Origin of the sequence: Methylomonas sp. MED-D (assembly GCF_050276835.1) — a bacterium.
In the GTDB taxonomy this organism is placed as follows: Bacteria; Pseudomonadota; Gammaproteobacteria; order Methylococcales; family Methylomonadaceae; genus Methylomonas; species Methylomonas koyamae_A.
The window spans coordinates 2,439,930-2,466,610 of record NZ_CP189965.1 but is presented as its reverse complement, the minus strand read 5'-3'; the positions used below and the strand labels follow the sequence as shown (position 1 = coordinate 2,466,610).

Annotated in this window: 28 protein-coding genes; 11 read left to right on the top strand and 17 right to left on the bottom strand. The window is 55.9% G+C overall.

Annotated elements, in window-relative coordinates:
- The first annotated feature begins 3 nt into the window (after nucleotides 1-3).
- The 4 genes from gorA to ACQE3E_RS10940 all read left to right on the top strand — a co-directional run bounded on the left by gorA (nucleotide 4) and on the right by ACQE3E_RS10940 (nucleotide 3,342).
- The gene (gene gorA, locus ACQE3E_RS10955; protein ID WP_313728008.1) at nucleotides 4-1,368 is read left to right on the top strand and encodes a glutathione-disulfide reductase; all 1,365 of its coding nucleotides are present in this window, start codon (nucleotides 4-6) and stop codon (nucleotides 1,366-1,368) included.
- 233 nt (nucleotides 1,369-1,601) lie between these two features.
- The gene (locus ACQE3E_RS10950; RefSeq protein ID WP_168030675.1) at nucleotides 1,602-1,790 is read left to right on the top strand and encodes a hypothetical protein; all 189 of its coding nucleotides are present in this window, start codon (nucleotides 1,602-1,604) and stop codon (nucleotides 1,788-1,790) included.
- Nucleotides 1,791-1,944: 154 nt separating this feature from the next.
- On the top strand, nucleotides 1,945-2,757 hold the full coding sequence (locus tag ACQE3E_RS10945; RefSeq protein ID WP_313728009.1) for a Crp/Fnr family transcriptional regulator: 813 nt from the start codon (nucleotides 1,945-1,947) through the stop codon (nucleotides 2,755-2,757).
- A gap of 141 nt (nucleotides 2,758-2,898) precedes the next feature.
- Nucleotides 2,899-3,342 carry a DUF2383 domain-containing protein gene (locus ACQE3E_RS10940; protein WP_313728010.1) on the top strand — a complete coding sequence of 148 codons (444 nt, stop codon included), beginning with the start codon at nucleotides 2,899-2,901 and terminating at the stop codon, nucleotides 3,340-3,342.
- Between the two features lie 198 nt (nucleotides 3,343-3,540).
- Here ACQE3E_RS10940 and ACQE3E_RS10935 read toward each other — a convergent pair whose 3' ends face one another.
- The 8 genes from ACQE3E_RS10935 to ACQE3E_RS10900 all read right to left on the bottom strand — a co-directional run bounded on the left by ACQE3E_RS10935 (nucleotide 3,541) and on the right by ACQE3E_RS10900 (nucleotide 12,630).
- On the bottom strand, nucleotides 3,541-4,668 hold the full coding sequence (locus ACQE3E_RS10935) for a DUF1207 domain-containing protein (protein WP_427501617.1): 1,128 nt from the start codon (nucleotides 4,666-4,668) through the stop codon (nucleotides 3,541-3,543).
- The gene (locus tag ACQE3E_RS10930) at nucleotides 4,665-5,231 is read right to left on the bottom strand and encodes a BON domain-containing protein (protein WP_168030669.1); all 567 of its coding nucleotides are present in this window, start codon (nucleotides 5,229-5,231) and stop codon (nucleotides 4,665-4,667) included. Before ACQE3E_RS10930 ends, ACQE3E_RS10935 begins: the two co-directional genes overlap by 4 nt.
- A gap of 432 nt (nucleotides 5,232-5,663) precedes the next feature.
- Nucleotides 5,664-7,316: a family 2A encapsulin nanocompartment cargo protein cysteine desulfurase gene (locus ACQE3E_RS10925; RefSeq protein ID WP_313728013.1), complete on the bottom strand. Its 1,653-nt coding sequence runs from the start codon at nucleotides 7,314-7,316 to the stop codon at nucleotides 5,664-5,666.
- Complete coding sequence (locus tag ACQE3E_RS10920) at nucleotides 7,303-8,220, bottom strand: family 2A encapsulin nanocompartment shell protein (RefSeq protein WP_313728014.1); 918 nt, start codon at nucleotides 8,218-8,220, stop codon at nucleotides 7,303-7,305. The genes ACQE3E_RS10925 and ACQE3E_RS10920 overlap by 14 nt, the downstream gene beginning before the upstream one ends.
- Before the next feature lie 461 nt (nucleotides 8,221-8,681).
- On the bottom strand, nucleotides 8,682-9,620 hold the full coding sequence (epsC, locus tag ACQE3E_RS10915; RefSeq protein WP_313728015.1) for a serine O-acetyltransferase EpsC: 939 nt from the start codon (nucleotides 9,618-9,620) through the stop codon (nucleotides 8,682-8,684).
- A complete protein-coding gene (cysK, locus tag ACQE3E_RS10910; RefSeq protein WP_071160580.1) occupies nucleotides 9,617-10,594 on the bottom strand; it encodes a cysteine synthase A in 978 nt (325 codons plus the stop codon). Before cysK ends, epsC begins: the two co-directional genes overlap by 4 nt.
- A gap of 212 nt (nucleotides 10,595-10,806) precedes the next feature.
- Nucleotides 10,807-12,294, bottom strand: coding sequence for a phenylacetate--CoA ligase family protein (locus ACQE3E_RS10905; RefSeq protein ID WP_313728017.1), 1,488 nt, complete (start codon nucleotides 12,292-12,294; stop codon nucleotides 10,807-10,809).
- A 57-nt stretch (nucleotides 12,295-12,351) separates the two neighbouring features.
- Nucleotides 12,352-12,630, bottom strand: coding sequence for a hypothetical protein (locus ACQE3E_RS10900; RefSeq protein ID WP_064031774.1), 279 nt, complete (start codon nucleotides 12,628-12,630; stop codon nucleotides 12,352-12,354).
- A gap of 200 nt (nucleotides 12,631-12,830) precedes the next feature.
- Between ACQE3E_RS10900 and ACQE3E_RS10895 the strand changes: the two genes are divergently transcribed.
- From ACQE3E_RS10895 to ACQE3E_RS10885, 3 genes are all read left to right on the top strand, one after another.
- Nucleotides 12,831-12,992, top strand: coding sequence for a hypothetical protein (locus ACQE3E_RS10895; RefSeq protein ID WP_168030662.1), 162 nt, complete (start codon nucleotides 12,831-12,833; stop codon nucleotides 12,990-12,992).
- A 555-nt stretch (nucleotides 12,993-13,547) separates the two neighbouring features.
- Complete coding sequence (locus ACQE3E_RS10890) at nucleotides 13,548-14,213, top strand: response regulator transcription factor (protein WP_064031775.1); 666 nt, start codon at nucleotides 13,548-13,550, stop codon at nucleotides 14,211-14,213.
- On the top strand, nucleotides 14,210-15,535 hold the full coding sequence (locus tag ACQE3E_RS10885; protein WP_313728018.1) for a sensor histidine kinase: 1,326 nt from the start codon (nucleotides 14,210-14,212) through the stop codon (nucleotides 15,533-15,535). Before ACQE3E_RS10890 ends, ACQE3E_RS10885 begins: the two co-directional genes overlap by 4 nt.
- A 56-nt stretch (nucleotides 15,536-15,591) precedes the next feature.
- Here ACQE3E_RS10885 and ACQE3E_RS10880 read toward each other — a convergent pair whose 3' ends face one another.
- The 3 genes from ACQE3E_RS10880 to ACQE3E_RS10870 all read right to left on the bottom strand — a co-directional run bounded on the left by ACQE3E_RS10880 (nucleotide 15,592) and on the right by ACQE3E_RS10870 (nucleotide 17,950).
- Complete coding sequence (locus ACQE3E_RS10880; RefSeq protein ID WP_064031777.1) at nucleotides 15,592-16,326, bottom strand: DUF3581 domain-containing protein; 735 nt, start codon at nucleotides 16,324-16,326, stop codon at nucleotides 15,592-15,594.
- Between the two features lie 149 nt (nucleotides 16,327-16,475).
- Entirely contained in the window at nucleotides 16,476-16,799 is a 324-nt protein-coding gene (locus ACQE3E_RS10875) for a rhodanese-like domain-containing protein (protein WP_071160583.1), read from the bottom strand.
- A complete protein-coding gene (locus ACQE3E_RS10870) occupies nucleotides 16,790-17,950 on the bottom strand; it encodes a pyridoxal phosphate-dependent aminotransferase (RefSeq protein WP_313728019.1) in 1,161 nt (386 codons plus the stop codon). Before ACQE3E_RS10870 ends, ACQE3E_RS10875 begins: the two co-directional genes overlap by 10 nt.
- Nucleotides 17,951-18,058: 108 nt before the next feature.
- On the opposite strand from ACQE3E_RS10870, the gene dksA reads away from it, so the two are divergent.
- From dksA to ACQE3E_RS10850, 4 genes are read left to right on the top strand one after another with little or no spacing between them, the layout of a single operon-like run.
- Nucleotides 18,059-18,490 carry an RNA polymerase-binding protein DksA gene (gene dksA / locus ACQE3E_RS10865; RefSeq protein WP_064031780.1) on the top strand — a complete coding sequence of 144 codons (432 nt, stop codon included), beginning with the start codon at nucleotides 18,059-18,061 and terminating at the stop codon, nucleotides 18,488-18,490.
- A complete protein-coding gene (gene gluQRS, locus ACQE3E_RS10860; RefSeq protein ID WP_313728020.1) occupies nucleotides 18,487-19,395 on the top strand; it encodes a tRNA glutamyl-Q(34) synthetase GluQRS in 909 nt (302 codons plus the stop codon). The genes dksA and gluQRS overlap by 4 nt, the downstream gene beginning before the upstream one ends.
- A gap of 14 nt (nucleotides 19,396-19,409) precedes the next feature.
- Nucleotides 19,410-21,350 (top strand): acetate--CoA ligase, encoded by a 1,941-nt coding sequence (gene acs, locus ACQE3E_RS10855; protein ID WP_313728021.1) that lies wholly within the window; start codon nucleotides 19,410-19,412, stop codon nucleotides 21,348-21,350.
- Nucleotides 21,347-22,279, top strand: a complete 933-nt coding sequence (locus ACQE3E_RS10850) for a DMT family transporter (RefSeq protein WP_313728022.1) — start codon at nucleotides 21,347-21,349, stop codon at nucleotides 22,277-22,279. Before acs ends, ACQE3E_RS10850 begins: the two co-directional genes overlap by 4 nt.
- A gap of 39 nt (nucleotides 22,280-22,318) precedes the next feature.
- On the opposite strand, the gene ACQE3E_RS10845 is transcribed toward ACQE3E_RS10850, so the two are convergent.
- The 6 genes from ACQE3E_RS10845 to tusC form a co-directional block, all read right to left on the bottom strand.
- Complete coding sequence (locus tag ACQE3E_RS10845) at nucleotides 22,319-22,891, bottom strand: hypothetical protein (RefSeq protein ID WP_064031782.1); 573 nt, start codon at nucleotides 22,889-22,891, stop codon at nucleotides 22,319-22,321.
- A 256-nt stretch (nucleotides 22,892-23,147) separates the two neighbouring features.
- Complete coding sequence (locus ACQE3E_RS10840; RefSeq protein WP_427501616.1) at nucleotides 23,148-23,816, bottom strand: hypothetical protein; 669 nt, start codon at nucleotides 23,814-23,816, stop codon at nucleotides 23,148-23,150.
- Nucleotides 23,817-23,896: 80 nt separating this feature from the next.
- The gene (locus tag ACQE3E_RS10835; RefSeq protein WP_313728025.1) at nucleotides 23,897-24,631 is read right to left on the bottom strand and encodes a type III pantothenate kinase; all 735 of its coding nucleotides are present in this window, start codon (nucleotides 24,629-24,631) and stop codon (nucleotides 23,897-23,899) included.
- On the bottom strand, nucleotides 24,628-25,617 hold the full coding sequence (gene birA / locus ACQE3E_RS10830; RefSeq protein ID WP_427501615.1) for a bifunctional biotin--[acetyl-CoA-carboxylase] ligase/biotin operon repressor BirA: 990 nt from the start codon (nucleotides 25,615-25,617) through the stop codon (nucleotides 24,628-24,630). Before birA ends, ACQE3E_RS10835 begins: the two co-directional genes overlap by 4 nt.
- 33 nt (nucleotides 25,618-25,650) lie before the next feature.
- Complete coding sequence (locus ACQE3E_RS10825) at nucleotides 25,651-26,235, bottom strand: PilZ domain-containing protein (RefSeq protein ID WP_064031785.1); 585 nt, start codon at nucleotides 26,233-26,235, stop codon at nucleotides 25,651-25,653.
- Between the two features lie 83 nt (nucleotides 26,236-26,318).
- Nucleotides 26,319-26,678, bottom strand: coding sequence for a sulfurtransferase complex subunit TusC (gene tusC, locus ACQE3E_RS10820; RefSeq protein ID WP_168030653.1), 360 nt, complete (start codon nucleotides 26,676-26,678; stop codon nucleotides 26,319-26,321).
- Between the last annotated feature and the right edge of the window lie 3 nt (nucleotides 26,679-26,681).

Genomic DNA, 26,681 nt, shown 5'->3' with positions numbered 1-26,681 from the left:
CGGATGATTGACTACGATTACGACTTGTTCGTCGTGGGCGCCGGCTCCGGCGGTGTTCGAGCCGCCAATACCGCGGCCAACCGGGGCGCGCGCGTGGCGATCGCGGAAGTCCGCGACCTTGGCGGCACCTGCGTCAACCTGGGTTGCGTACCGAAAAAACTGTTGGTCTACGCCTCGCAATTTAAAGACGACTTCGCCGCCGCCACCGGTTACGGTTGGACACTGAACAATGCCGCCTTCGACTGGCCCAGCCTGATCGCCAACAAAAACCGCGAAATCGAGCGCTTGCATGCGGTTTATCAAAGCCACTTGCAACAATCCCGAGTGACTATCTTCAACGGTAAGGCCCAATTGCTCGATGCGCATACGATCGCGGTCGCCGGCACGCAATGCACGGCCAAACGCATCTTGATCGCCACCGGCGGTTGGCCGTTTGTCCCCGATATTCCCGGTAAGCAGCATATCGCTACCTCGAACGAACTGTTCTCCCTGAAAAAATTGCCCAAACGCATCGTGATCGTGGGCGGCGGTTACATCGCGGTCGAATTTGCCAGTATTCTGAACGGCCTGGGGGTGGACACCACCGTTTGCCAGCGCGCCGAAAAGCTGCTGGAAGGGTTTGACGAGGATATTCGCGACTTTCTGGGGGCGGCCATGCCGCGGCAAGGCGTCAAGATTCTGTTGAATAGCGATGTGCATGCGATTGCCGAGGATGGCGATGCCTTTGCCGTCAGCTTGCTGGACGGCAACGTCATGACGACCGATCTGGTGCTGTACGCCACCGGCAGAACGCCGAATTCGGCGGGTTTCGGCTTGGAAGAACTTGGCGTGGCACTGGATACCAACGGCGCAATCATCGTCAATGGTGACTATCAAACCAATCTGCCGTCTGTCTATGCGCTAGGAGATGTCACCGATCGGATCAATCTGACGCCGGTCGCGATTGCCGAAGGCGAGGCACTGGTGAATAGTTTGTATTTCAAGGACGCCCGCCCGGTGGATTACAACAACATCCCCACTGCGGTATTTTCCCAACCCAATATCGCCAGCGTCGGCTTAACCGAAGCGCAAGCACGGCAAAAGTATTCTGACATTGCGATTTATAAAACCGAGTTCACACCCATCAAAAATACGCTGTCGGGTAAGGACGAAAACACCCTGATGAAAATGATCGTGGAACCCGTGACGGACAGAGTAGTCGGCCTGCACATGATAGGCGCCGATGCGCCGGAAATTATCCAAGGCATGGCTATTGCGCTGCGTGCCGGCGCGACCAAGGCTATTTTCGACTCGACTATCGGCGTGCACCCAACTTCCGCCGAAGAGTTCGTCAACCTGCGGACGCTCGCCGACCCAATCTCTGGCTAACGCCGAACACTACGGCTTCAATGTACCGGTGGTTCCGGTCATTTCGGCGGAAACGCGCCATTTGGACGAGCGCTACGACCGGTAAATAATCACGACACGCAGCCCCGCTGGCTAACGAATAAGCTATGTTCGCTACCGAACGGATAGAAATTCCGATTATTTGTAAGGTTTGATTCAGCGCCGGATTCCGGCGCTAAGCGCTTTGATACCAATTCCAACTGATCGGAGTCCAGATGAACAAAGACAAACTAACCGCTCGCGTCCGTCAAACGGACGTTGAACTCGAACATACCGCCAACTATTTAGCGGATGACGACACAGAACTTGAACGTAATCCACATAGAAAAACCGGCAAACTGGAAGCCGGACTAGGTAATTTTAGGGAGAAAATTAGAAAAGGTCCTAAGCAGCCCGGCTACTAAGCAACATTCATCAAGCCGGCATGCTGATCGCGAATTTAACTCCGCCGGGGTGAGCCGGACTGGTGATCGGCGCACAGGCTGTTTGCGCCTTCAAGCATAGCCTAACCGCGTTTCTGCAGACCGTGGACCTTATTCGAAACCATGGAGACACCGCGTGACCACACTCAATTCGCAGCGAATCAATCTCTTGCTGGGGGCGCTTCCGGCACAGACTTACCAACGATTGGCGACAGATCTGGAGCCGATTCAAATGCCTGCCGGTCAAGTCATTTACGAGTCGGGCAGCGAGTTGCGTTACGCCTACTTTCCCACGACATGTGTCGTTTCCAAGATTTACGTGATTGCGGACGGCGCGTCCAGCGAGCTTGCCATCATTGGCAACGAAGGCTTTGTTGGCCTTAGCCTATTAATGGGCGGTCGAACCATGCCTCACCAAGCCGTCGTTAGCACCGCCGGTTATGGGTATAGACTGCGGCGCCAACGATTTATCGAAGAAATAGCATCCGCGGGTGGGACGCTTAACGATAATTCGCTATTGCATTTGCTACTGCGTTACACGCAGGCGCTGATGACCCAGATAAACCAGGCGGCGGCCTGTAACCGGCATCATTCAATACACCAGCAACTCTGCCGTTGGCTGCTTCTGACTCTTGATAGACAGGCATCGAACGAGATGTTGGCGACCCACGACCATATCGCCAACATGCTCGGTGTTCGTCGAGAAAGCATCACCGATGCCGCCGGGAAATTACAACAAAAAGGCTTGATAAATTACAGTAGAGGCCGTCTCGTGGTATTAAGTCGAGCCGGCCTGGAGGAACAAGTCTGCGAATGCTACGACGTGATAAACGCCGAATTCACCAGGTTAATACCCGCTTTCGTGAATAAACCCGCTTCGCGCGGATTGCCGCCGATTGCTTCCGCCAAAGCGACGAAACGCCCGGTGCACGACCTCGTTTTTGAATAAAGCCCGACTTGAGTCGACTGAATGCGGGCTGTGTGGCAGCGTACCGACTTCGAGACCGTTTTGTTATTAAATGTAGCGGCACTATCAACTGATCGGCGATGGCGTTAGCCACGCCGACATCCATCGACTGGGAGTCTCGTTATGTCTGATATTCAATCCATCAATCGTTTGTTACAGAATGAATTGTCCGCGCTGGAAACCTATCAACAAGCCCTGGATAGATTCCGCAAGGACACCGCGCTGGGGGAATTCGATTTTTTAATGTTGACTTTTCAAGAACATAAAGCTGCAGCTTGCAGTCTGCGGGGGAAAATCAAACAACTCGGCGGCACGCCAACCCAAGACTCGGGGCCGTGGGGAGCTTGGGCGAAAATAATCATGGCTTGCGCTACTTTGTTAGGTAAGCAAGCTGTGCTAAAGGTGTTGCGCGAAGGCGAATTAACCGGCACGGAAGACTACGAAAAAGCCTTGCAGGATCATGGTCTACACCCCGATATTCGCGTCCTGATAGCAAACAGTCTATTGCCCGCTCAACAACGGTATATGCGCGCCTTGGACAGTCTATTGGAAGCGGCGATGGCTTAATTCTAACGTTACAAGAGCATGAATGCCTGGCCTGGATTCGGTCATCATGCTCTTACGGGGTCACTAGGTCAGTATCGAGTGTTTATTCGTCCGCAACCGGCACGAGTATCCGCGCTTAATGTCCCAAGGCGGCGTGCCCCGGCCCTCGCGATAGTTTCTTCCGCCCGCCTCCAAGCCGAAACGTCTTGGCCGAGCGCATTAGAAATGATAATGCGCGCCCAGGCCGAAATACTCCACCTTGTCTTTATAAAACTGGCCGCTGGGCGAATAGCCGTTGAAATATTCGACCAATATTTGCAGCTTCCGCCCCAAGACCTTGGAATTATCGAATTCAACACCGGCTCTGGCGGAAATATCGGCACTCCAGTTGTTTTGATCGTAGTTCTTGATGTCGGCGGCGATGATCGGGCGCATCGACGCAAAATCCAGTCGCCACGGACTTCTAAACTCGATACCGTATTGCGCGGACCATTTTTTTAGCTCGGAAGGCTCTCTATGGAACAAACCGCCGCCGCCGCCGTAGATCCGCACGCCGTAGGGCAGCTCATAGGACAGTTTTAAGTCCACGCCTTCGTAACTCAGGTTAACCCGTTCGAAGGTAGTGTTGACCTTGCGCAGCAAAAATTCATCACCCAGATGCGAACTCTGGTGGTACAACCGGCCGAACGCGGAAAACTGCCCGGCGCGCGCGCTGGAGTAAATCGAGGCGATAAAATCGGTATTCACCAAATCGGACGACGAGGCATCCAGATTGAAGTCACTGAACACGCCGGCCTGCAAGCCGGCTTCCCATTGCGCCGTGGAATTACCGATGTTGGCGCGATAAAACGGAATGGTTTCGCCGAAACTGACCGAGGCGATATCCCGGCCGTCGAAATTATTGGTTTGGTAATTACGGTACGCCGCGGAGAAATGCGCCCAGCGCGGGTCGGCTAATAAGCCTTTAAATAAATGTCCGGTCGGTAGCAGTCCTGTCGGCAACACCAAGCTCTCGGCTGTCGTCGACGTCGTTGAACCCGCGGCCAGCGCGGCTGCCTCTTTGGAATCTACTTCTCTGGTTTCGGCGATTTTGACGGCGCTGACGCCCGGAATCTCCGCGAGTGCCTTTGCGGCCCGGGCGCGATCCGCGCCCGACATTCCGGCGGCCGGCAAGGTGATAACCCCGTCTTTTACCGGCAGGGCCGGCGGTTCGAGCTGTAGTTTGTACTTCAACTCAGCGGCGGCATATCCGGCGATATAAGCGTCGTCGGCGTTCGTGGCGTTGGCGAATGGCGCGGTCAGCAGCCAACAGCCCGTGAATGTAACCAATCTACGCGTCAACATCATGGCTTACCGAGTTCGCCGGCAGTCACCGCCAGTTGACTTTGCACCGATTTGACGTGTTCCTGGCTATTGGCCAAGCCGATCGCTCTACCGACCATCTTCTCGTTATCCAAAACGCCGCTCAAGGTCACGCCGCCGTTGACGGTCGTCACTTCGATGCGCGCGTCTTTCAGTAATTCGTCGCTCATCAGCGCGGCCTTGATCTTCGCGGTGATGGCCGAGTCGTCCAGATAGACGCCGCCGGCTTTAGCGCTGTCCACTACCGCCTCCTTGGCGGAGTCGATGCGTTTTTCAGAATTGCTGATGGCTTGATCGATTTGCTTGCTGGCTTTATCCAGCGCATCCTCGGACGATTGCGCGGATTTCTCGATGTAGGCGCCGGCTTTGTCCGCGCCTTGTTCCATCTTTTGACCGACGTTTTCCACCGCCTTATCGATTTTTTGCCCGGTCTTTTCCGCCTGCCCTTCCGGCTGGCATGCGCTGAGTCCGGCAACGGCGGACAAACAAACCGTGGTCAATAAACGATTGAACCAGGGCCGATTGGAGTCTTTGAATAGAATGTTCATATGGGTTCCTGAAAAGAAGCCGAGTGACGGGCGACCTGGAAAGCCTATTGAGCTCTTGGGCGCGTGATGGACACTTCGCATCCGGTCGACACATCGAGGGATGGAAACAGCTTCGGATTCTAGGCAGGCAAGAGGGCGAGGTCTGTTCGTTGACGAACATAGGGACGGAACAATGCGAGCTGCACCAGCGCATGGCCTGGCGCGAACCGGACTGGCTTAACCGGAAACACCCCGGTGAACGCCGAATCCTGGCGAGCTTGGAAAGGCGAAATCGGAACGGATTCGACCGCCCCGACCGGTTTGAGATCGGTCGGAATCACACACAGGCGTTGCTTGGGAACGCTGGAATGACCATTCCAACGCCCCAAGTCCGGGGAGAAAACCAAACAACGCAAACGCCGGCCGAAGCAGCCGGGTTCGCGGGTTCGAACCCTAAAAACTACGCTTGGCGCATTGCAGCTTTTTCAGGACGGCCGCCAAGCGGTCGATTTCGTCATAGGTGTTGTAAAACGCCAGCGACGGTCGTACCGTGGCTTCCAAGCCAAAGCGACGCAGGATGGGCTGCGCGCAATGATGGCCGGAGCGGACCGCGATGCCGGCGTCGTTCAGTGCCTTACCGACATCCTGAGTGGAGTGCCCGGCCATCACGAAGGACAGCACACTGGTTTTGTCGGGCGCGGTGCCGATCAAACGCACACCGGGAATCCCGCGCAAAATGTGCATGCCGTATTCCAATAACTCGTGCTCGTAGCGGGCGACGTTTTCGATGCCGATCCGACTCAGATACTCCAACGCCGCCCCCAAGCCCACCGCATCGGCGATATTCCCGGTGCCGGCTTCGAATTTGGCAGGCGCCGGTTGATACACGGTTTTCTCGAACGTAACGTCTTCGATCATGTTACCGCCGCCTTGCCAAGGCTGGGTGATTGCCAGCAGTTCCGGCTTGCCGTACAACACGCCGATACCGGTCGGGCCGAAAATCTTGTGTCCGGAAAACACCAGCCAATCGCAATCCAGGCTTTGCACATCCACCCGCAAATGCGACACCGATTGGGCGCCGTCCAACAACACCTTGGCGCCGGCCTGGTGAGCCAGCGCTATCATCTCCGCCGCCGGCGTCACGGTGCCCAAGGCATTGGAAACCTGGGTGAACGATACCAGCTTGGTTTTGGCATTCAGCAGTTTTTGGTACTCGGCCAGAATCACCTGACCGTCGTCGTCGACCGGAATCACCCGCAAGAGCGCCCCGGTTTCCCGGCACAACTGCTGCCAAGGCACGATGTTGGCGTGGTGTTCCAGCCAACTGATGACAATCTCATCGCCTTCGCCGATAAATTGCCGACCCCAACTTTGCGCGACCAAATTGATCGCCTCGGTAGCACCGCGCACGAACACGATATCGTCAGCCGACGACGCCTTAATGAACCCCGCCACGGTAGCGCGCGCGCCTTCGTAGGCGTCGGTGGCGCGCGCCGCCAGTTCGTGGGCGGCCCGGTGGATATTGGAGTTCTCATGGCGATAAAACTCGGATATCCGATCGATGACGCACTGCGGTTTTTGGGTCGTCGCGGCGTTGTCCAACCAGGCCAACGGATAGCCGTTGACCCGCTCCTCCAGAATCGGAAAGTCGCGGCGTACCGCGTTCACGTCGAACGGCGGATGAGCCGAAACCAGGCCGGGGATTTGCGCGGCGCTGGCTAGACTGGACAGTTCATTGAGAAAATAAAACGCCGCACTACCGGCACCGGCACCTGGCCCGGCTGGCGGCCGACTACTGGTGTCCACCAAGCGTTGCAAACCCGACAAGCCCGGCAAACCGGCACTCGGTCCGGCCAGACCGGCGACGGCACTGTTATCGATACCCGGCCGATTCGCGAAACCGTTAGGCACCGCGTGATAAGGCACCGAACTCGCCGCCGAGGCCGGTACGTTGTCGATGGCTTGACCATCGCCGGTCGGCATATCGCTGTAGTACAGGTTGGCCAAGCGGCTTAATTCGGCGGTGTCCGGCAAACCAGCCGGCACCGTACCGCCGTTCAACGCTTGTTGAGCGAGCCCGGCCAGATCCGGATTAGGCGTAGTCATAGTAATTGTCCACTTCGACGTTTTCGAGTACGCCGATCGCGTCGTCGGTCAGTATCGCCAGCGAGCAATACAACGAGACCAGATACGACGCGATCGCCTTGTGGTTGATGCCCATGAAACGCACCGACAGTCCCATGCTAAGTTCGTCGGTCAGGTTCGGTTGATACAAACCGACCACGCCTTGCCGGCTTTCACCGGTGCGCAGCAGTAGTATGTTGGTTTTGCCGTTGACGATTTTCAGCTTGTCGGTCGGGATCAAAGGCAATCCGCGCCAAGTGATGAATTGCGAACCGAACAAGGACAAGGTCGGCGGCGGCGTGCCGCGGCGGGTGGCTTCGCGGCCGAAGGCGGCAATCGCGCGCGGGTGGGCCAGAAAAAATGCCGGCTCCTTCCAGACCCTGGCGATCAGTTCGTCCAAGTCGTCCGGCGTCGGCGAACCTTTGCGGGTCTTGACTTTTTGCGACTCGACGACGTTATTCAGCAAACCGTATTCGGTATTGTTGATTAACTCGCTTTCCTGACGCTCCTTGACCGTTTCGATGGTCAGCCTCAATTGCTCATGGATTTGGTTGTGCGGGCTGCTGTATAAATCGGCGACGCGGGTATGTACGTCCAAGACGGTGTTCACCGCATTCAGACGGTATTCGCGGCCCCATTCTTCGTAATCGACGAAGGTTTGCGGCAGCACCTTCTCGTCCAGACTCGAGCAATCGACGGCGATGCTGGTCTCGCTTTTGACTTTGTTGACCCGGTAAATACCCGCTTCGACCGGGATCCAAGGCAGCAGATGAACCAGCCAACGCGGCGTGATCGTGCCCATCATCGGCACGGTTTTAGTCGCGTTGGATAAAGTGCGCGCGGCGACGTCGCCTAACGCGGTATGGGCTTGATGAATGTCCGACATAGGTTTTCCTTACTGTTCTGGTTGATGGCTTGGAGAACGCCTATCGCTTGGACCGGGTTTCCGATAGGCATAAAAAAAGCCAATGGCTCTGACGAGCGCATTGGCTTCCGGCGGTCCGGTCAGCGATTGACTTAAGTTCAAGATACCGATAGCAGACTAAACCTGTCAATACTGGCAGGTCCATGGCGAAACTTACTTATGTCTATTCGCGATATGAATATCTAAAAATATCGTATACCTCGATTCCAGCGGCAATTCGGCAACAAAAAATCTCATCTAAGCCATTGTTACTAATCACTTATTTTTTAGCCGCGCCTACTCCGCGTTCTACGACATCGGGCTGTATGATATTTTTCGAAGAAAGTTTGGTTGGCGTATCGGCCGTTCTGACAACTCCCCGACCTAGACCGGGACAAGGTCAAAATATTTCACTGAAATTTCAAGGCATTGCACGTATTCATTCAAATCCCGGCGCCGGATTCGTACATTTCGCTACGGACTTGCGCCTGACTGACCTGACTGCCCGGCGGAACGCTGTGCGTCAACCAGACATTCCCGCCTATCGTCGAACCCCGGCCTATGGTGATTCGCCCCAAAATGGTCGCGCCGGCGTAAATCACCACATCGTCCTCGACGATAGGATGGCGGGCGTTACCCTTGACCAATAGGCCGTTTTCGTCCTTGGCAAAGCGCTTGGCGCCCAACGTGACGGCCTGGTACAAGCGCACGCGCCGACCGATGATCGCGGTTTCGCCAATCACGACGCCGGTACCGTGATCGATAAAAAAACTGTCGGCGATTCGCGCGCCGGGATGAATATCGATGCCGGTGGCAGAATGCGCGATCTCGCTGACGATGCGCGCCACCAGCGGCAAGCCCAAGCCGTATAACAGGTGGGCCACCCGATGGTGTATCACGGCGGTGATGCCGGGATAACAGGCCAGCACTTCGTCGGGACAACGGGCCGCCGGATCGCCTTCGTAGGCGGCGCGGATGTCGCTGTCGATCAACAGTCGGACGCCGGGCAGTTTGGCCGCAAACTCACGGGTCAGCTCGCTTGCCCGCCGCCAGACGTCGATGGTTTCGCCGTTTTGCTCGGCGACGAATTGCAGTTCCAACGCAATCTGCCGGCTTAAATCCCGTAGCAGACTGTCCAGGGTCTGACCGACGAAATAATCGATGCCTTCGTCGGTCAGATCCGGGCGGCCGAGACGGTTGGGGAACAAGACCGCCCCCAATTGCTCGACGATTTGCGCCAACACCTTGCGGGCCGGCAATTTGGGCGGATGTTCCCGGCGATGGCGTTCCTTGAGCGAATGCAAACGTATTGCCCGCAGTTCCGCGACCAGATCATCTATTCCCCAAAAGGGAGAGGCAATCGCCAACGCCGCTTCGTTCATAGCGCCGAGCCCTGGGCGTCGAACAAGCCTTCGAACAGTGCCGAACTCAGGTAGCGCTCGCCAGAATCCGGCAATACCACGACAATGGTCTTGCCGACGTTTTCCGGCTGTTTGGCGACTCTGACCGCCGCCGCCACCGCCGCCCCGCAGGAAATGCCGGCCAGGATGCCCTCTTCTCTGGCCAAGCGGCGCGCATAGTCGATAGCGTCGTCGTTGCTGACCAGTTCGATCTGATCCACCAACGATAAGTCCAGAACGTCCGGCACGAAACCGGCGCCTATACCCTGGATTTTGTGCGGTGCCGGTTGCAATTCCTGCCCGGCGCGGAACTGCGTCAGAATGGGACTGGCCTCGGGTTCGACGGCCACGGTATGAATGGGCTTGCCTTGCTTTAACTTGATGTAGCGCGACACGCCGGTAATCGTGCCGCCGGTGCCGACCCCCGACACGAAAATATCGATCGCGCCGTCGCTGTCGTTCCAGATTTCCGGGCCGGTGGTCAGTTCGTGGATTTCGGGATTGGCGGGGTTTTTAAACTGTTGCAACAGCACATAACGTTCGGGTTCGGACGCGGCGATTTCTTCGGCCTTGGCGATCGCGCCTTTCATGCCTTTGGCGCCTTCGGTCAAAATCAGTTTGGCGCCGTAGGCCACCAGCAATTTGCGGCGTTCCAAACTCATGGTTTCCGGCATTGTCAACGTCAACGGAATGCCGCGCGCCGCCGCGACGAAGGCCAGCGCGATACCGGTATTACCGCTGGTCGGTTCGATGATTTCCTTACCGGGTCCCAAAACGCCGCGGCGCTGAGCGTCGTTAATCATCGCCGCGCCGATCCGGCATTTTACCGAATAAGCCGGGTTGCGCCCTTCCACCTTAGCCAGCAAAGTTACCGGCGCGCCGTCGGCGATGCGGTTCAAACGCACCAGGGGCGTGTTGCCGATGGACTGCGAGTTGTCGGGATACCAATGTGCCATGTTTAAATCCTTGAAATTTAGATACAAAAAAGCCAGCGGCCCCGTGCGGGACGCACTGGCTTCCGGCGGTCCGGTCAGCGTAACGTGACTTGCCGGTTAACTTAAGGCTGCAGGCGACAGATTGTCAAGAAAAATTGCTAATAAAAACCGTCGCTTATCTAATATTTCGATGATATGTTCTAATTTTGGCATGAACAAGGGCCGCGATTCTGCTAATTGCGAGTGTAGCGATGCTTGACGCCGGCCGGAAAATATTCGGGATCGGCGAAACGGTGCAAGGTCACCATCGGCGTTTGCCGTTCGGCCGGCGCGTAGTGAGCGAATTCGCTGTTGAGCCGCAATAGCTGGACTTTGATCGATTCGGCGACCCGCCCCGCATCAACGTGTTCGGGATCGACATCCGGCAAGACTTCCACCGCGACCTGCAACTCGCTGTCGCCGGCGACGTTTTCCCTGACTTGCAACACGAATTTGCCGGTCAACCAGCCGGTCAACTCCGGTTGTTCCAATCCTACCGTGACATTCTCCGGATAAATATTGGCGCCGTAATAGGACACCGTGAAATCCGCCCGGCCGAACACGAACACGAACGGCAGCTCGCGCGGTTTAAAATCGCTAGGCAAGCCCAGATCGGTCACCGATTCGATACCGGCGGCACGCAAGCGCTCCCAGATTTGCCGATACGGGATGACGCCGCCTTTGTCGGCGATGTGGTAGCGCACCAGCGGCACGCTGTTCTCGCCCGATACCACCAAGGTATCGGCTTCGACTTCGAAGAAGCGGCTCGCCGGGTCGTATTGCACCAGCGTCGGCAAGCGCGACTCGCCGAACCATGCGCGGGCCTCGTCGGGATGACCGGCCAACCAGCGCCGAATCGCGATGCTCAGCGGTGTTTCGTTGCCCAACACCCCGCCGTCGGCGGTACCGTACAGCGACGCCGAATCGAATTCCGCTCGCTCGGCACCGATGCGTTCGCCGACCAAGGCCCGCCATTCCTCGCTAAACACCTCGCCGGCAAACACCAATTTTGGGTTGAAGTCCGACCAAACGATGCCCTCGGCGCTACCGGCATCGATAACATCCTTGATGAAAGGCGGATAACCCAATAACACGGTTTGCTCGAATTGCGGCGCCAGCTCGCGCACCACCCGAAAGATTTCGGCCTTGTTGTTACCCGGCGTCGCGACCATTAGTGGGTAGCCCTTGCGCGCCAAATGCCAGCAGCATGAGGTCGTGAATAAACCGCCAACCCAGTTGCCCAGCGCAAAACACACCACAGCCAGGGTCGTACGGCGATCGGCGGCGAAGCTGTCCTTGAAGACCTGCTCGAAACGCAGGGCCACATCCAATTCGTCAGCGGCGGAGCGCGGCCAGAACGTCGGCTGGCCGGTCGAACCGGAAGATACCGCGACCCGGTCGGCTCCGGCCAAACTGCCGCCGAAGCAACGTTGAGCCAGCGGGTAGGCCCGCATGTAATCTTGTTTGCTCATCAACGGTAAGCGGGAGTATTCGGCATAGTCGACCACTTGCTCGGGGCTGACGCCGCGCTCGGCCAGAAACTGGCGGTAGGCCGGCACTTCGGCGGCGCAACGCCGAAACAGCGCCAGCAATTTCTCCTCGGGCTTGACGTCTTGCCCGCCCAACAAATCATCCAGCGGCGTAGTCAGGAAACGTTGAAAAACGGCATTTAAGTCGGTCATCGTCGGATTGCTCAATTCGTGGGGGTCATGTCGGGTATCGGTTTACGACAGCACTGGTCACTTCCCGTGCTGCTCGTCGTAAGAGGAAGGGGTGACGCCGGCTCGCTCCAGCAGTTCCCGGACGTGTTTGACATCCTGCTTGGCGAAGACACCGCCGTGGTGCGGATGATGCAAAAAACCTTCGAATTGGTTTAACACCACTCGAAACTTGGCGCCGTGGCCGGACTCTATCGTGGCGCCCAAGTGATGCAGCAACGATTCGACTTCCCGCCAATGGATGTTGGCGCTGATGGGATCATGAAAGATAGCTCGTAATACATTGGCGTGATGACTCATCGCGGGATTCTCCCTACAAGTGAGCCGACAGCATACGCCGTAAATGCTCCAGGCTACAACACGGCCGCTAACGAGCCAGACCGCAATTGTTTCCTATATAAAAACAAATCATGCACTATCAGCATTATTGTAAATATTTTCACAATTGTTATCATAGAACCGTCTTCACGAATCAACCGATGCTGTCTTAGGAGTCCGACATGAACAAACCCCTTTTATTTTATAGAGACGTATTAACCGGCCTGTTTTTTACCGCTGGCGTATTCGGTTTCGTTTCCGGCGAGTTCATTTTCTCCACACTGCTGTTCGGCGCGGCGTCGCTGTCCAGCAACCTGGACTTGCATCGGAACCTGCGTGCTTAGTTCCTCGTTGTACCTCCCTCGTTGTTAAGCTAGCAACCCCTCCGAAGCTAGCAATACTACATAGCCTCCGTCACTTGTGGACGGGGGCTTTTTTTTGCGCGGACAAAATACCGATCCTTGATTCGGCGGAAAAGCCGTGTAGCGAGAATACCCTGAGACTATCGGCGCCCACGGACCATGCCAGACACGAGGTCAGTAAAATTAGAGGAGAAATCGTCGTCCATCGATCGATGAACGATAAACAAAGCCGATGAGATTAAGTGGCTCCGAACGCACTACGAACGCAGAAGTGCAACGGGAACTCGGAAGGGGCGCCACTAAAACGTCCGCAACCGTGTTCACCGGCGACTCCCGGCCGACCAGAGGGACTGGGCCAAGCACGGTAAGCGCGAGGTATCAGACCAAATTCAGATAAACCGGTTCTGAATAGGCGATTAAAAACAGATTAAATCATCGCCAGGCACGGCGCTTAGAAACGCTTCGTCATGCGTGTGTTAATCCCTTGCCTACGTCGCTGCACTACAATATCCCTATTTTACCGTTTGCCCATTTGCGATGAGACTGCTGCTGATAGAAGACGACACCGACCTGGCCCGCTCGATCCAGGTCGAACTTGAAATTGCCGGATTCGCGGTCGACTTGGCCTACGACGGCGAACAAGGCGAATTCCTGGGCGCCACGGAGAATTACGACATCGCGGTCTTGGATTTGGGGCTGCCCAAGCTGTCGGGTCTGGCAGTCCTTAAGAAATGGCGGGACGCCGGTAACGCCATGCCGGTCATCGTGCTGACCGCGCGCGACGCCTGGCACGAAAAAGTCGACGGTTTTAAAGCCGGCGCGGACGATTACCTGGGCAAGCCCTTTCACATCGAAGAATTGCAGGCGCGCATCCGGGCGTTGTTAAAACGCTGCCATGGAATCACCAACACCGGGCTGACCTGCGCCGGCGTTACTTTGGATGAAGAATTGCAAACCGTTACGATGGAAGGTCAACCGTCCGCTCAGTTAACCTCGCTGGAGTTTCGTCTGTTACGCTATTTCATGCTGCATTCCGGCCAAATTTTGACGAAAACCGATTTGATGGAGCATGTCTATGAAATGGACGGCGATCCGGACAGCAATGTCATCGAAGTCTACGTCAACCGTTTACGCCGCAAACTCGGCAAGGATTTGATCGCTACTCGGCGCGGCCAAGGTTACGTATTTGGGCAAACCGCGTGATTTCATTGCGCTTACGCTTGAATCGCGGGCTAGCGGCTATCTTATGCGTGATATTTGCGTTGCATTGGCTGGCCGCAGACTGGGTGATACGTTCGGTCGCCGAAAAACAGATGTTGACCCGCCTGACTCACGACAGCGACTCGATACTAGACACCCTCGACTTCGACGCCGACGGCCAGCCTAGCTTCGATACCAGCCACGCCGGCTCGGTTTACGGCCAAGCCTATTCGGGCCACTATTTCGTGCTACACATCGACGGCAAGCCGATTTATTCGCGCTCACTCGCCGGCACGACGCTACCTTTCGAGGCCATGGCCGTCGATACTACCAGACAATTCCATTTCAAGTCCGGTCCCCACGACCAACTGTTATTAGTCTTAAGCCGCGGATTCGCCAAAGCCGGCCACACCATCAGCATCAGTACCGCCGAGGACTTGACCGACATCGGTCGAGACATCACCGCGATCCGAATCGGCTATCTGGCATTGAGTCTGACGGTGCTGGTCGCGGCGATCGCGCTGCAAACCGCCGACGTTAAACGATCGTTACGGCCACTACGCGCGGTTACCGGCGAACTGGCGGCCATCGCCCACGGTCAGCAGCGTCAGATCGAAGCCGAGGTTCCGTTCGAAATCCGACCGCTGGTCAAGGAAGTCAACCGGCTATTGATGTTGGTTGAACGCCGCCTTCACCAATCGCGGACCGCGATCGGCAATCTGGCGCACGCCTTGAAAACGCCGTTGGCGATGCTGTTTCGGCTGGCCGAAAATCCGGCGCTACGCGACTTGCCGGAATTGAAACGACAGTTGGAACAACAGAACCAAACGATCTTGAAACGGATAGACCGTGAATTGAAACGAGCGCGGATTTCCGGAAACGCCCAACCCGGCGCGACCTTCAATCCCCATGTGGAATTAACGGCGCTGTGCGAGCTGATGCAGGTCATTTACGCGGAAAAGGCCTTGTCTTTCGAGATACGAGCGCCCGACCGGTTATTGCATCTGGACCGCGAGGACATGCTGGAAATGATAGGCAACCTGCTCGATAACGCCTGCAAGTGGGCCAAATCGCGAATTGTCATCGACGTCGCGGAACGGGAAGGTTTGACGTTACGAATCGCGGACGACGGCCCCGGTTGCGACAAGCAGCAACTGCGGCAAATGGTGCAGCGAGGGTTGCGCCTGGACGAAGCCACACCCGGCCACGGGCTGGGACTAGCCATCGTCCACGACATTGCCGGCTACTACGGCGGCAGCCTGGCCTTGAGCCGATCCGCCGAACTGGGTGGTTTGGCGGCCACGGTTAGGCTGCCACCCACTTGAATCTTTAACCGCTGCGGTTTGGGCGGCACCGGTTCGCGGCTACCGGTAATCAGACCTCAGCCAACCTCGGCAACCGCGAGATTGCTCAGATATCCGTGCTTGCGCGCCAGATACTCTTCGACGAAGGCTTGCATCGGCTCGACTTCGTAATCCCGCAAGCCGCTGACGGCCAGCTTCTTGAAGCCGGAACCGACCACCGCGTCACCGCAGCAGATCTGAAAGTGCAGATAAGCCGTCGCACGTTTGCCGTTGACCTCCATCTTGGGTTCCAACATTTCCAGACGCGGCTCGCTGAATTGCATGCAATCCAGATGTAGCGTCATGCTTTCGTAGATGACCAACGGCCGGTCGATGTTGAACATCACATTTTCCTTGGCTAGCAGCGGCACCAGCACGTACGGAAAATTCTGCCCGGAAAACGCCACGTAATCGCGGATCAGGGCCTCGATCAGGCTCGGATCACGGATCACATCGCCGGAGCGCTCGATTTGTAGATAGGTCTTATCTTGTTGACTGTCGGTCACATCGAAACGCTCGGCATCGGTCTCCGGGAAATTCAACAGGACGTTGTGACCCACCATGCCGGAAAAGATAAAGTGCATGTTCTGGCTGAGCCCGTACTTTTCCAATACAAGCGAAAACAATAAATCGCCGGGTACGCAAAAGCGCTTGGCATCGGCATCGTGCAAAGGATTAAAGTCGTGCGCCACTTCCTTGGCAAACATGCTGGCCTGCTCGGCGCTGATGGCGATACCACCGTCGCGAACTTCATAAAACTCTTTCAAAAACATGGCGATTTTTTATTTTTAATATTGCGGATCAAAATCTTGCGAGTCCGGACGCCGCGGCGTCCGGATACAGCCCCCCATCGCGGAGAGCTTAGCAACGCCGCGATCGTAGCCATTCGCAAACAACAGCGGCCGATAACGCTCTGTGTCTATTAGTATCGCGGAACGCCGGAATCGCATGCCAGCGACCAAGCGTCTATACCGCCCTGCAAGTTGTATAGGCGACTATAGCCATGGTGTTGTAAAAAGAAACAGGCTTGCTGGCTACGCATGCCGTGATGGCAAATCACGACAATATCGCGCTCGGTATCCAGCTCGTCCAGTCGTTGCGAAATCTGTTGCAACGGAATCAACTGGCTGCCTTCGATACGGGCATAGGCGAACTCGTGGGGTTCGCGAACATCCAGCAGTAGTGGCGCCGGCTCGGCTTCCAGGCGTTGCTTAAGTTGTTGTGGGGTATATTGGGTTATCGGCATAAAAAGGTTTCCAATCGGGTCAGCGCGGCGGCCATTCTATCGACAGAAGCGGTATATGCAAAACGAATGTGCCGATCGGCGCGATAAACGCCAAAATCCCTGCCAGGCGTCACGGCCACGGCCTGGGTTTCCAACAACTCTTTGGCGAATTCGAAACTATCGTCCGCCAAATCGCTGCTGTCTGCGTAGACGTAAAAAGCGCCTTGCGGTTTGCGGGCAATGCGAAACCCTAGTTTCGGCAAATTTTCGCACAGAAAGTCGCGGCGCCGCTGAAACTCCTGCCGCCGCGCTTCGAGTTCCGCCAAGTTTTCCGGGGTAAAGCTCGCCAGCGCGGCATACTGCGATTGGGTCGAGGTGGCTATAAAGATGTTTTGCGCCAAGCGCTCCGCGGCATCGATAAATTCTTCGGGCACCACCAACCAGCCGACCCGCCAACCGGTCATGCCGAAAAACTTGGAGAAACTGTTGATAACGAAGACTTTGTCGCTAAAGGCCAATGCGCTGGACACCGCATCGTCGTAGACTAGGCCGTGATAGATTTCGTCCGAATAAAAGCAACCGCCCAACTCGGCAACCTTGGCGATGGCTTGACGTAGCGCCTCCCGGCCTATCACGGTACCGGTCGGATTCGACGGCGACGCAATCAGCGCGCCTTTGCATTCCGCGCCCCAGTGTTCGGCGATCAGGTCGGCACTGAGCTGGTAATCGTCGTCCGCGCCAACTGGAATTAATTCGCTACGTCCGCCGAATAGCCGAACAAAATTATCGTTACAGGGATAGCAAGGATCGGCCATCAGAATCCGCTCGCCAGGATTAATGCTGATACCGAAAGCCAACAAAAACGCACCGGAAGCACCTGGTGTCACGAAAATTCGCCGGGCATCGACGTTGATACCGGCCGCATGATAATAATCGGCGATAGCCTCGCGCAGCGCCGGTAATCCGGCTGCTGGGGTGTATTTAACTTCGCCGGTCCGCAGAAACCGGTTCCCGGCAGCGATCACCGCCGGCGGCGTCGGAAAATCGGGCTCGCCGATTTCCATGTGAATCACGTCGCGCCCCCGAGCTTCCAATTGCTTGGCGCGCTGCAAAAGTTCCATCACGTAAAACGCGCTGATCCCGTGCATCCGTTCCGCAATATGTTGCTTCATTCCCGCCGACCCAGAAACCAAAAGAGCCGCATCATAACAAACTTCTTGCTTGCCCCTGGCTATTCTGATAAAAAGCCCCGATTTTTTCAGTCCGCCAGGAGTCATTGGATGAACAATTCTCAACCTGCTACGTCAGAATATTCTTTTAAACCTTACGAGGAAAAAGATGGCGAAGAGTACATGAACGAAGCGCAGCTCAAGCACTTTGCTGCGATTTTGAACAAATGGAAATCCGACCTGATGAAGGAAGTTGACCGCACGGTCACGCATATGCAGGACGAAGCCGCCAATTTCCCCGATCCCAACGATAGAGCGACCCAGGAATCCGAATTCAGCCTGGAATTGCGCACCCGCGACCGAGAGCGCAAATTAATTAAGAAGATCGATGAAGCCTTGAAGGAAATCGAATCCGGCAATTACGGTTATTGCGAAACCTGCGGCATTGAGATCGGCATCCGCCGTCTGGAAGCCCGCCCGACCGCGACCCTGTGCATCGATTGCAAAACCCTGGACGAAATCCGCGAGAAACAACTGGGTTGATTGCACAACCCGATTCGGTACGCTACATCGGCCGGTTCGCGCCCTCGCCCACCGGCCCACTTCATCTCGGCTCGCTCTACACCGCGCTGGCCAGCTTTCTGGATGCCCGCAGCCACGGCGGTCGCTGGTTGCTGCGAATCGACGATCTCGATACACCGCGTAACGTAGCCGGTGCCGCCGAACGTATCATCGACACATTATTCGGGTTCGGGCTGCAATGGGATGACGAAATCGCCTTCCAAAGCCAACATCTGGACGAATACGCCGCCGCGATCGAACGGCTCCGCGAGCGAGGCCTGATTTATCGCTGCATTTGCAGTCGCGCCAAATTGGCCGACTCGCCGGATCGCTATCCAGGCTATTGTCGAAATCAGAATCCCGATCCCAGCCAAGCTCATGCGTTGAGGCTCGCCTGCCCGAACCAAGACGTCCGCTTTATCGATCGCTTGCAAGGGCCGATGCGGCAAAATCTGGCCGAACAGGTCGGCGATTTCGTCGTCCTACGTAAGGACCGGATTTTCGCCTATCAATTGGCGGTGATCGTCGATGATTGTCGGCAAGGGGTCAACCATGTCGTGCGGGGTTACGATTTATTGGACTCCACGCCCAGGCAGTGTTATTTGTACCAGCTATTCGGGCAAGCTCCGCCAACGTACGCGCACATCCCCGTCATCGTCGACGGTAACGGCCAAAAACTCAGCAAGCAAAGCCGTGCCGCCGCCGTCAGCACCCACTCGGGCGCTCGCACCTTATATCGGTTGCTATGCTTGCTGAACCAAGCGCCCCCCCCGTCGTTGCGTAATGCTTCGATCGCGGATTTACTCGACTGGGGAATCCGCCATTGGCAACCGGCGCAACTCAGCGGCGTCGCCCGAATTAGCCAACCTGTCGCCCACGATTATTAAAAAAGGAGATGAAGATGTCCGACCAGAAACTGTATCCGGTGATCCCGGCCATCGCCGCCGGCGCCCATATCGACACCGTCCGCTACCATGAAATGTATCGTCGGTCGATAGACGATCCGGAAGCTTTCTGGTCCGAGCAGGCGGAACAATTTTTGGATTGGGAGCGCCGTTGGGATAGCGTACTGGCTCACGATTACCCGCGCGGCGAAATTCAGTGGTTCATCGGCGGCAAGCTGAATGTCACAGTCAATTGCCTGGATCGGCATCTAGCCACTCGCGGCGACCAAATCGCCATCATCTGGGAAGGTGACGATCCGAGCCACCACAGCACCCTGACTTACCGGGAACTACACCACCAAGTTTGCAAATTTGCGAACGTGATGAAATCGCACGGCGTCGGTAAAGGCGACCGGGTTTGTATTTATCTGCCGATGATCGCCGAGGCCGCCGTCGTGATTTTGGCCTGCGCCCGGATCGGCGCGATTCATTCCATTGTGTTCGGCGGCTTCTCCGCCGACGCCCTGCGCGATCGAATACTCGACGCCGACTGCCGGTTTTTGATCTGCGCCGACGAGAGCTACCGGGGCGGCAAAATCGTCCATTCCAAACTCAACGTCGACAAGGCCGCCAAGCAGTGCCCGAACCTGCGAACCGTCGTCGTCATCAAACATACCGGTCACGATATCCCGTGGAGCGACGGCCGCGACGTCTGCTACCACGAAGCGATGCAGAGTGCCGACGAGACCTGCGAGCCGGAGTTAATGGACGCCGAGGATCCGCTGTTCATTCTCTATACATCTGGATCGACCGGCCTGCCCAAGGGCGTTTTGCACACAACCGGCGGTTATTTACTGTATGCCGCGATGACCCACAAGTATGTGTTCGACTATCGGGAAGGCGACGTTTATTGGTGTACGGCCGACATAGGCTGGATCACCGGGCATTCCTACGTACTGTACGGCCCACTTTGCAACGGCGCGACCACGTTGATGTTCGAGGGGGTCCCAACCTACCCCGAACCCGATCGCTTCTGGCAAGTCATCGATAAGCACCGGGTCAACATTTTTTATACCGCGCCGACCGCGATACGCGCACTGATGGCGCAAGGCGATGCCTACGTTCAGCGTACTGGCCGCGACTCCTTGCGCGTACTGGGCAGCGTCGGCGAACCCATCAACCCCGAAGCCTGGGAATGGTATTACCGCGTAGTCGGCGATCAACGCTGCCCCGTCGTCGACACTTGGTGGCAAACCGAGACGGGCGGCATTCTGATTACGCCTCTGCCCGGCGCGACCGCATTGAAACCCGGTTCGGCAACCCTCCCGTTCTTTGGTATTCAACCGGCCATCTTGGATCCCGAAGGCCATCCGCTGGACGGCGAAGCGGAAGGCATACTGGTATTGACCTTTCCATGGCCGGGTCAAGCCCGTAGCGTCTACGGCGACCATCAACGCTTCGTCGATACCTATTTCAGCAAATTTCCCGGTTACTATTTCGCCGGCGACGGCGCCCGCCGCGACGCCGACGGCTATTACTGGATTACCGGCCGTATCGACGACGTATTAAACGTTTCCGGCCACCGCCTGGGCACTGCCGAAATCGAAAGCGCGCTGGTCCTACACGACCAGGTCGCCGAAGCGGCGGTCGTCGGTTTTCCGCACCCAATCAAGGGTCAAGGAATTTACGCTTACGTGACTTTGAATGTCGGCGTCGAAGGCAACGAGACCCTGAAAGCGGAACTGAAGAATTTGGTCCGCGAAGAAGTCAGCGCGATTGCACTACCCGATGCGATTCAATGGTCGCCGGGACTGCCCAAAACGCGCTCCGGTAAGATCATGCGACGTATCTTGCGCAAGATTGCCGCCAACGAGTTCAGCGATTTGGGCGACACCTCCACGCTAGCCGATCCGGCTGTCGTTGAGCAGCTGGTCGCCAACCGACAGCATCCGAGTTGAAGCCACAGCTCGCGCTAGCCTATTTCGGGGTCGTCCTGATCTGGACCACGACACCACTGGCGATAAAATGGAGCAGCATTGGTGTCAGCTACGTGTTTGGCGCGACCGGCCGGATGTCCATTGGTTTGGCCTGCCTGCTGGTTCTGTTATTACTGCGTCGGAAAGGCTTGCCTTGTCACCGGCTAGCGCTACGCACCTATTTAGCCGTTTCGATGCAGATTTATGCCAGTATGTTGATCACCTATTGGTCGGCGCGTTTCGTACCGTCAGGCTGGATCTCGGTCATTTTCGGCCTCGGCCCATTCATAACGGCGTTCATGGCTGCCGCTTACCTAAAGGAGCGCAGCCTAGGTTGGCGAAAACTAGCGGCTTACAGCCTAGGCGCTTTTGGTTTGGCCGTGATGTTCAGCTCCGCAAGGGAATTGCATCCAATGGCCATTCAAGGCACGCTCGGCATATTGCTGGCAACCTTTATTCACGCGGCTAGCGCGGTCTGGGTTAAGCAAATCGACGCCAAACTACCGTCGGTGCAGCAGATCACCGGCGGATTGCTGATTTCGGTGCCTTTATACTGGTTGACCTGGCTAATATTGGACGACGGCGCCCTACCGACACAAATTCAGCCGCAAACTCTATATGCGATCGTCTATCTCGGTGTTGTGGCAACGACGCTGGGATTTGCCTTGTATTACTACGTGCTTGGACAACTGCCGGCCACCGACGTGGCCATGATGAACCTGATGACACCGGTATTGTCGTTATTACTGGGTTATCTGGCCAACCGCGAACCGATCACGATGAAAACCGTCGTCGGCACCAGCCTGATCATGGCGGCATTAGCACTGCATCAAAGGGCTGACCGTGCCAGTCTACCCGTTCGAATTGCAAAATCCAAAAACCGACGCGCGAAAAAAAACCGGGGCCGCTAACGCGGCCCCGGTTTCCAATCCTACCTAAAAATTAGCTAATTAGGCATTCACGACCGATTTACGGCGGCCAGTGTACAACAAGCCCAACAATGCGCTGGTCAGCATCCAAATGGAAGCCGGCAGCGGAACTTGAGAGACTGGATTGTCGTCAACGACGGTTGACGGAGCGATGTCGGTAACCAATGCGATGTCGGTCAGCAGTTTGCTACCGAACGCCAGCAAGTAGGAATTGTCAACCAATTCCAAGCCTTTCTTAACATTGGTCCAAGTACCACCGCTGGTTTTCATACCAAATTGAAAATGACTTGAGCCTTTCAATGTGCCGGTAACGCTAGGATCGCTGAGCAAGCTCACGGTCCAATCGGAACCGCTAGCAGCCGCAAAGCTAACAGTAGCGCCGCCAGTGAATGTCAAAACAGGCATTGCACTGCTTGATGTGGCGGAATCTTCGAAAATGCCGAATTCTGCACCCGAAAAACCCAACACAGAAGCAAGGGTAATAAAATTGATGTCACCGTCGGTAGGTTCCCACACAACGCTTGCAGAAGCAGCGTTGGCAACCATCAACAGGCACACCGCCAAACATTTTTTGAAAGATAAAATCATCTTCATTGATTTTCCCCATAGTTAACGTTAACAAAAGGCCATCCTAATAGCCAACCTTTCCTAGAACCGATATTGATCCACAATGCCGATCATAAGAGAGACATGCGCAAGTGACTTCGTGCCAAATGCTCATGTCAATTTTATTACTGCAATATGCATACCATGTATTCAACATGTTAAAAATCAAAAACTTAAAAACATTAGGATTCGATTATGTAAAAAAAACCAACAGAATTTCGCACGTTAGTGTTCAACAGGCCGTTTATTCACCAATCCGGTGCGAACGGCAATCCACATCAGTAACGGTAACGGCATCGTCTTGAAGCCTATCGACAACACCTTGCCGGATCAGAGCGTACCAAACCGGCCGAATGCGGTTGCGCTGACGTACGGCCGCCACAATACCCAGTTTGACAAGCTGGTCGCGGTAAAGAATCGCCCGCGATTTTTCGGTGAATACGCCCAGAGACAATGCGCTTTTCAAATCGCCGGATGGAATCGGCCAAAAATCCGTCAAGCCTTTAGCTCTAAGCATCATTTTGTTGATGCGTAATTGCTCGGCGTCCCTAGCAGGCGGAAAGTACACTTGAAAATCGCCGGGAACGGTGAATTCGTCACTGTAGGAATCGACCGCTGTCAAGGATTTCGCAGCCAGCCAACGCCTCATCTCCAGGCGATCGGCAAAGGGTCCGATTCGCAGACAGCCGGAACGGTCGCGGTTTTCTCGAGCCTTGCTGTCCTCCGCTTGGGGATCACGCTGCGTGATTTGCAAATCGTGCGGTTGGCTGAAAAACGCTGAAACCTCTTGGGTGGCGGAAGCAAGCGAGCGCTGCGAATAGCGGTCGACGATTGCCGAAATCGCCGCTCCCCGCCGGGCATTCTCGCGTTCGGAAACCAGTAGTATCGGCGGCGCGGTCGAATCGCCGGACATTGGCGCATTGAAAGCACCAGAATGCAGCTCCCAAAAAAACCACACAGCATTTGCTAAGCACAATAGCAGAAAAAAAAACCTCATCTCCGGCCCGCCTCGCAACAGATCAGCAAACCCTTTAATACTAATTTGACATCGACGACGGCCTCCACCGTCAAAAGCCCCTGTAACAGCTCAGCATCGCCGCCGCACATTAATAATCGGTAATGCGGATGCCTGATCAAAGTCGCCTCTATCAACCCGATTGCAGCGGACAACACACCACTACCGATGGCCGCTTCGGTAGTCATTCCAAGCCCAAAGTCCGCTTGCCGTTCGACCAGCGGCAGTACCTCCGTACCAAACGCCAATACCCCCTTCATCAGGCTAACGCCAGGAGCTATCAGACCACCCTGATGCCGGCCATCTTCGGAAAGCAAGTCCAACGTGATTGCGGTCCCGCAGTCAACGATACACCATTGCCCCGGATAATCGCGGCGAGCCGCCAGCAAAGCCAGCCATCGATCAATTCCAAGCTTATCGGGAAAGCGGTAAGCATTAACGACTCCCGCTGAGCTCGCCGTCGATAACGGCTTCACAATCGCCACCCCCGGCCACAACGATTGCGCCACGCTCAGGACATCGTCGAGGACTGCCGGCGCACCGACCGCGGCGACGCCGATACACTCGGGTGTGGCATATGTTTGCCATTGCCGCCGTAACCAAGCTGCGAATCCGGCTTGTCGATAATCGACCGCGTGGAGGTCGCCGACCTTACCGTCGACCGCCAATGCCCATTTCAAACGGCTGTTACCCAGGTCGACCAATAAAATCACGATTTGCTAAAACTCACCTCGCCGGACGCGAAGCGGCGTAGCTCACCGTTCGCATCCGTTAGCAACAGAAAACCTTGGTCGTCGATGCCGGCCACAGTTCCGCGATGCTCAAGGTTCCCTATTGAAATATCCACCGTTTTTCCCACCATGCAATCGACCTCACGCCAGTCTTCGATGTAATCGACCAGGGTACGTTGCTCGAACTCCGCCAACACCGGAAGCCAATGATTTAGTAACACGCCGCTGACCCGATTGCGATCGGGACGAGCGGAGCCGCCCAAGACCGCCACCAAATCCGCCCAGTCCTGATCGATAGCCTCACCTTGCTTGGCCGACATATCGACATTCAATCCTAGTCCGGCCACCGCATGGCAGGGTCCGTCGCTTTCACCGGAAACTTCAATCAAAATACCGCCCAATTTCCGCTGTCGCCAATAGATGTCGTTAGGCCATTTCAATCCGACGTCGTGAGCGCCCAACTGACGCAACGCTTGGATTGTCGCTACGCCCAGCGCCAGACTCAGTCCGGCGATGGCGGCGGGACCGCCTTGAAAACGCCATAGTATCGACAAATAAATATTCCGCCCAAACGGCGAAACCCATTGCCGACCACGCCGCCCCTTGCCGGCTGTTTGGCGTTCGGCGAGGCAAACCAGGCCGCCAGGCACACCTTGTTCGGCAAGTTCGTGTAAGTAGGTATTGGTGGAAGCAATAAGGCCGTGGACCTCCAATCCAGTCAAGAGACCGGAAGCGCGATGGTGCAAATAAGCGAAAATTCGCTCACTGTCCAACAGATCCATAGGTGTAGCCAAACGGTAACCCTTACCCGACACGGCCAATATTTCAATACCCAGCTCGCTCAACCCTTGCAAATGCTTCCAGACCGCCGAGCGACTGACGCCGAGCGCTCCCGCCAATTCGGTACCTGAATGAAATCGCCCGTCGACCAAAAGGGCAATGAGTTGTCTATCGACCGGAGAAATCAATGAACCGTCCCGCAACTAAGGGCCCAGGCCGTTTCAAGTTTCGTTTTTATCGCGTAGTTGTTGCAGCTGTTTTTTAACCACATGCTTGATCAATAACTCCCTGTCGTCTTCTTTCATGTTGATGTATTCCACGCAAACCGCGTACGGCCGCTCGGGATTATCCGCCGAAATATCCTTGCAGTGCACGACTCTGGCGTAAGCGACAATGACCGCCATGCAGGACGTCAGCAACATTCTCAGTTCCAGAACTTCACCTTCCGACACCGGCGTTTCGTTGCTAAACGCCAAACCGGTGGCGCTCAGGCTGACTTCCCGGGTATCGTGTTCGGAAAATTGCTCGGACTGGCTGGTCAACACCTGGGCGATCAAATTGATTTTGGTATCCAGCAACTTCAAATATTCGAACAGATCCGGATCGCGCCGTTCCAATCTCGGCGCCAATAATCTGGCCTCTTGATTAAGCACTTCCAACGCGGACGCGAGCGAACAGTTGCTGAGCACATCGTCGGACACATGGCTCAATACCTTGACGTGATTTTTGTCGATGACTTTGTGCAACAAGTTAATCGTGTCGTTGACCCGAAAATATCGCCTTTTTTCTGTAATTTCGTCCGCCATGGCCGCTCTGTCCTCAAATTTTTAGATAGGATTCAATCGATATTCCAGCAATTCTAGCGTATCCACGATCGGAAACGTGAACCTTAGCCGCCCACGACCACATCGTAGCCGCTGAAAAGCGCGGGCAAATCGCGGCGCCCAAGCGGCTTCAGAGGTATTATCGGCACAAAGACCTCCACACCGCGTTCGATCAGGGATTCATGTTCGACAAACACGTCGGAGACCCCATAAAAAGCCAGCGCTTCGAACATTCCCGCCGTATCTTTTAACCCTAGCCCACTCGCTCGCTGCCCCGCGGCCACCTGCCAGACGCCATCATCGACGAACAACACACCAACGGTCTGATCGAATGCGGCGGTCGTTAAGATCAAGTCCAAGGCTTCCTGGACACCGTTACCGCAATGCGGGGCCTGGGACAACATAAACAAGTAACGTTTTTTCATCGC

Excerpts from the sequence above, each read along its gene's own strand:
- acs (WP_313728021.1), top strand. The coding sequence starts at position 19,410 with ATGTCCGACCAGAAACTGTATCCGGTGATCCCGGCCATCGCCGCCGGC.
- ACQE3E_RS10890 (WP_064031775.1), top strand. The coding sequence starts at position 13,548 with ATGAGACTGCTGCTGATAGAAGACGACACCGACCTGGCCCGCTCGATC.
- dksA (WP_064031780.1), top strand. The coding sequence starts at position 18,059 with ATGAACAATTCTCAACCTGCTACGTCAGAATATTCTTTTAAACCTTAC.
- ACQE3E_RS10895 (WP_168030662.1), top strand. The coding sequence starts at position 12,831 with ATGAACAAACCCCTTTTATTTTATAGAGACGTATTAACCGGCCTGTTT.
- ACQE3E_RS10935 (WP_427501617.1), bottom strand. The coding sequence starts at position 4,668 with ATGATGTTGACGCGTAGATTGGTTACATTCACGGGCTGTTGGCTGCTG.
- epsC (WP_313728015.1), bottom strand. The coding sequence starts at position 9,620 with ATGAACGAAGCGGCGTTGGCGATTGCCTCTCCCTTTTGGGGAATAGAT.
- ACQE3E_RS10880 (WP_064031777.1), bottom strand. The coding sequence starts at position 16,326 with ATGTTTTTGAAAGAGTTTTATGAAGTTCGCGACGGTGGTATCGCCATC.
- cysK (WP_071160580.1), bottom strand. The coding sequence starts at position 10,594 with ATGGCACATTGGTATCCCGACAACTCGCAGTCCATCGGCAACACGCCC.
- tusC (WP_168030653.1), bottom strand. The coding sequence starts at position 26,678 with ATGAAAAAACGTTACTTGTTTATGTTGTCCCAGGCCCCGCATTGCGGT.
- gorA (WP_313728008.1), top strand. The coding sequence starts at position 4 with ATGATTGACTACGATTACGACTTGTTCGTCGTGGGCGCCGGCTCCGGC.
- ACQE3E_RS10870 (WP_313728019.1), bottom strand. The coding sequence starts at position 17,950 with ATGAAGCAACATATTGCGGAACGGATGCACGGGATCAGCGCGTTTTAC.
- ACQE3E_RS10950 (WP_168030675.1), top strand. The coding sequence starts at position 1,602 with ATGAACAAAGACAAACTAACCGCTCGCGTCCGTCAAACGGACGTTGAA.
- ACQE3E_RS10925 (WP_313728013.1), bottom strand. The coding sequence starts at position 7,316 with ATGACTACGCCTAATCCGGATCTGGCCGGGCTCGCTCAACAAGCGTTG.
- ACQE3E_RS10940 (WP_313728010.1), top strand. The coding sequence starts at position 2,899 with ATGTCTGATATTCAATCCATCAATCGTTTGTTACAGAATGAATTGTCC.
- ACQE3E_RS10900 (WP_064031774.1), bottom strand. The coding sequence starts at position 12,630 with ATGAGTCATCACGCCAATGTATTACGAGCTATCTTTCATGATCCCATC.
- ACQE3E_RS10825 (WP_064031785.1), bottom strand. The coding sequence starts at position 26,235 with ATGGCGGACGAAATTACAGAAAAAAGGCGATATTTTCGGGTCAACGAC.
- ACQE3E_RS10840 (WP_427501616.1), bottom strand. The coding sequence starts at position 23,816 with ATGTCCGGCGATTCGACCGCGCCGCCGATACTACTGGTTTCCGAACGC.
- ACQE3E_RS10920 (WP_313728014.1), bottom strand. The coding sequence starts at position 8,220 with ATGTCGGACATTCATCAAGCCCATACCGCGTTAGGCGACGTCGCCGCG.
- ACQE3E_RS10930 (WP_168030669.1), bottom strand. The coding sequence starts at position 5,231 with ATGAACATTCTATTCAAAGACTCCAATCGGCCCTGGTTCAATCGTTTA.
- ACQE3E_RS10875 (WP_071160583.1), bottom strand. The coding sequence starts at position 16,799 with ATGCCGATAACCCAATATACCCCACAACAACTTAAGCAACGCCTGGAA.
- ACQE3E_RS10845 (WP_064031782.1), bottom strand. The coding sequence starts at position 22,891 with ATGAAGATGATTTTATCTTTCAAAAAATGTTTGGCGGTGTGCCTGTTG.
- ACQE3E_RS10905 (WP_313728017.1), bottom strand. The coding sequence starts at position 12,294 with ATGACCGACTTAAATGCCGTTTTTCAACGTTTCCTGACTACGCCGCTG.